We start from the raw sequence: 3,493 nt of genomic DNA on the forward strand, positions 1-3,493 counted from the left end.
GATTGGGGGGAAAATTCCGGGACTTTTTCCCTGAAAATTAGGTAGTTGACCACCTGAAAATCGATAAAACCCCACACCCCACACCCCACACCCCACACCCCACACCCTGCCACCACCGAAAAACTTTTTCAGCAAGCCCTAATTATTGATTGTTTCTTATTTTATAGCTGCTGTGGTTGTCATGCTAAACCCATTCTTGTTCAAAAAGTAAAAAGGGAAATATATTCCCTTTTTCTGGCTTTTATGGACCCAGATCCTAAACGGTTTCGGGTTGAACACCTCTTTGGTCGAGAACTTTCTGTAATTCCGCTTCGTCGGTTTTGGTCAAAGAAGTGCGTAACACTTTACCTCCGTAGGGGGCCACTTCATCGAGGACCTTATCGGGGGTAACTTTTTGGACGAGAACAAAGAGAGCAGAGGTACTGGGCTGCAGGGTTTCTCCCAATTCGCGCATAAAATTGTCATCCACACCGATATCACTTAAAGCACCTCCCAAAGCGCCACCAGCAGCACCGAGGACGGCCCCTAATAAAGGGGATAAAAAGAGCATTCCGATTAATAATCCCCAGAAACTGCCACTAGCGGCTCCCGCTGCCGTTAAATTGACCGCTTGCTTGAGTTTAATCTGGCCATCTTTGTTTTTAACCACTACGGCAGCATCTTCTAGCTCGATGAGATGTTCCTGTTGCAGTTTAGCCAAAGTTAAACGAACTTCTTCTGCTTTAAATTCGTCCTCATAGGCGATGACAAATAGATCGGCCATAGTTTTTCCTCGATTATTAGTAAATAAAACCTTTATACACTACTTTTGCCGGATTAAAAAGTTTGAGGTATCGGAGAATACCTCAAAGCCATGGGGATTAGGTGTCATAAATACGAGCTTCAAAAGCATCGGGATTTTCTTGACAGTATTCCTCAAAATAGGTTTTTTCCGGTTTTTTAGCGCGTTGGTGTGCCAATTCTGCCTGTAATTCCTCAACAACATCCCAAGCTGCGGCACAATCGGGAGAATTTCCCCCTTTTTCAGCACATACTGCCCGGGCAATATCTCTAGCTTTGATAATCTCCGCTTCTAAATCAAGACTGCGGGGCTTTTCGACGGCGTTACCTTTATGGAGGATGTCACTAACAGAGATAACACCGAGCAAATCACCTTTAATTACCGGTGCGAAACGAATACCGGTATTAGCAAATAAGCGAGCTACATATTCAACCCCGAGGTCGGGATTAATCACGATGCAGGGTTTGCTCATCACTTCATAGACTCGCACCTTTTGCGGATCTTGACCGAAAGCGACGACTTTATAGACAATATCGGTTTCGGTGATAATTCCGTAAGCATCTTCATCGTGACGGCGATCAACAATGAGAGTTCTAATGTTCTTTTCTCTCATCAATTGTACTGCTTTGGCAACGGTTTCAGAACCTTTAATCTTGGCCACCTCCGTGGTCATAATTTCAGCTGCTTTCATAGTCATAGTTAGAGAAGTTAAGTTGTGCCTTTGTTATTTTAGAACATAAACTGACCCCTAATACTGACGGCTGACGGCTAAAAAACCGCTCCCTGATTAACGCCATTCTACCAGTTGTCGTTCTTGGACGACCAAACCATATACTGTCTCGGTTTGACGGGCTAAATTTGCCCAATGAAAGCGTTTTTCTAGGTCTTCGTAGGCGTTATTAACTAATTCGTGGGCGTATTCGGGATGATTTAAAACCTCCAAAATGCCCCAAGCGAGGGAATCAGGATTATTGACCCGGGTGACAATTCCCGTTTGGCCATGACGGACAACTTCGGGAAAACCGCAGGTATCGGAAACTACCACGGGAACCCTAGCGGCGAAACTTTCCAAGGCGACAATACCAAAAGGTTCGTAAAGACTGGGAAAAACGGCACAATCGGCCACGGTTTGGAAGCGATCGAGGTTTTCATCGGACATAAAGCCCGTAAAATAACAATGATGCCAGATACCGAGATGCCAGGCCTGTTGTTTGAGTTTGTCGGTATTGCCGCCACCGATAATGACAAATTTAGTTTTAGCTCCAGTCTGGGCGAGGACTTTTGGGGCAGCGTTGAGTAACACCGAAACCCCCTTTTCAAAGGTCATACGCCCGACGTAATAGACGATTTTTTCGTAATCTTCGGCATATTGACGACGAAAAGCTTGGTAATCAAAGTTAGGGTCTCTTTGCTTTTTCTCGGCCCGAATACCGTTATAAACCACATCGATTTTATCCCAGGGGGCGCCCAAAGCCCGATGGACTTCATGACGCATATAGCTGGTACAGACGATAACGCGCCAAGCATTATAGACGAGGGTTCCCTCTTTGCCGGCGATATAGCGTTGGGTGTCGGTGTGCAGTCCGTTATAACGTCCGTATTCCGTGGCGTGAATAGTGGCAATCAGGGGGATTTTAAAGAGATGTTTCATGGCAATGGCCGCATCCCCTACTAACCAATCGTGGGCATGAACAAGGTCAAATTTTCCGTATTCGGCGATTAGTTTGCCGCCCTGTTGCCCCATGCTGTTATTCATGTTGACCACCCAATGGAAAAAGTCATTGCCGGGGGGTACGGGGACACGGTGGATGTGAATGCCTTCGACCAGTTCGTAACTGGGGGCTTGACCGAATTCGATCGTGATTAAATGGACTTCATGACCGAGTTTGACGATTTCGGGATAGAGTTCAGCGACATGACGGGCGATACCGCCCACTAATCGCGGTGGAAATTCCCACGCCAACACTAAAATCCTCATTTTTCCCTAACCTCGACCTGATTTAAGCTTGTAGGTAATCATTGCATCCCCATGGTATCTATTTTGGCTCTGGTTTCTTCCTCTAATTGCCACTCTCCCTGCGCCAGTCTTGAGAGGATTTCTTGTCGCCACTTGCTTAATTGTTCCTGAAAAGCGGCCGTTTGTAGATCGTTGCGCCAGAAAATTAGGGCCGATTCGCCAGTTTGCGGATAATAATTTTTACGCTCTCCAGCGACGCGGAAGCCAAAATGCTCGTAGAGCGCGATCGCTGACTGGTTCGATACCCTCACCTCTAGCGTAGCCCTTTCCAGTTGTCTTTGTACAGCCTTCTCCAGAAGTTTGTAGAGAAGTAGTTTTCCTAATCCTTGTCTTTGATAGTCGGGGTAAATTGCCAGGAGGGTAATATGCGCTTCTTCGAGAATTGCCCAAAAACAAGCCAATCCGATTAGGGTTTCGCTATCCCGGTCCAGGGTAAGAATTAATAATTCACTGTTGGGGCTGTCTAATTCCCGTTGATATCCCGATAACGTCCAGATACCGCCGAGACTGGTGCGATCGAGTGCCACCATGGCGGCAAGATGCTCTGATTTTGGGGTTTTAAGCTGGATTTTTGCCATTGATCGGGGAAGGGAGCAGGGTGTGGGGTGTGGGGAGTGGGGAGTGGGGAGTGGGGAGTGGGGAGTGGGGAGTGGGGAGTGGGGAGTGGGGAGTGGGGAGTGGGGAGTGGGGAGTGG

Annotated in this window: 4 protein-coding genes; all 4 read right to left on the minus strand. The window is 47.2% G+C overall.

The genetic code is table 11. The annotated features are described in order from the left end of the window. Positions 1–256 precede the first annotated feature (256 nt). The 4 genes from O9295_RS02540 to rimI all read right to left on the minus strand — a co-directional run bounded on the left by O9295_RS02540 (position 257) and on the right by rimI (position 3,376). Positions 257–763, minus strand: coding sequence for a DUF1269 domain-containing protein (locus O9295_RS02540; protein WP_069474416.1), 507 nt, complete (start codon positions 761–763; stop codon positions 257–259). A gap of 97 nt (positions 764–860) precedes the next feature. Continuing rightward, entirely contained in the window at positions 861–1,478 is a 618-nt protein-coding gene (locus O9295_RS02545; RefSeq protein WP_002796558.1) for a CP12 domain-containing protein, read from the minus strand. Between the two features lie 90 nt (positions 1,479–1,568). Continuing rightward, positions 1,569–2,759, minus strand: a complete 1,191-nt coding sequence (locus O9295_RS02550; RefSeq protein ID WP_288031440.1) for a glycosyltransferase family 4 protein — start codon at positions 2,757–2,759, stop codon at positions 1,569–1,571. Between the two features lie 38 nt (positions 2,760–2,797). Next, positions 2,798–3,376: a ribosomal protein S18-alanine N-acetyltransferase gene (gene rimI, locus O9295_RS02555; RefSeq protein WP_288031443.1), complete on the minus strand. Its 579-nt coding sequence runs from the start codon at positions 3,374–3,376 to the stop codon at positions 2,798–2,800. Between the last annotated feature and the right edge of the window lie 117 nt (positions 3,377–3,493).

The organism is Microcystis sp. LE18-22.4A (genome assembly GCF_027531105.1).
In the GTDB taxonomy this organism is placed as follows: Bacteria; Cyanobacteriota; Cyanobacteriia; order Cyanobacteriales; family Microcystaceae; genus Microcystis; species Microcystis aeruginosa.

What these genes read in the sequence shown, in the direction of transcription:
- O9295_RS02540 (WP_069474416.1), bottom strand. Translation starts at nt 763, where the DNA reads ATGGCCGATCTATTTGTCATCGCCTATGAGGACGAATTTAAAGCAGAA.
- O9295_RS02545 (WP_002796558.1), bottom strand. Translation starts at nt 1,478, where the DNA reads ATGACTATGAAAGCAGCTGAAATTATGACCACGGAGGTGGCCAAGATT.
- O9295_RS02550 (WP_288031440.1), bottom strand. Translation starts at nt 2,759, where the DNA reads ATGAGGATTTTAGTGTTGGCGTGGGAATTTCCACCGCGATTAGTGGGC.
- rimI (WP_288031443.1), bottom strand. Translation starts at nt 3,376, where the DNA reads ATGGCAAAAATCCAGCTTAAAACCCCAAAATCAGAGCATCTTGCCGCC.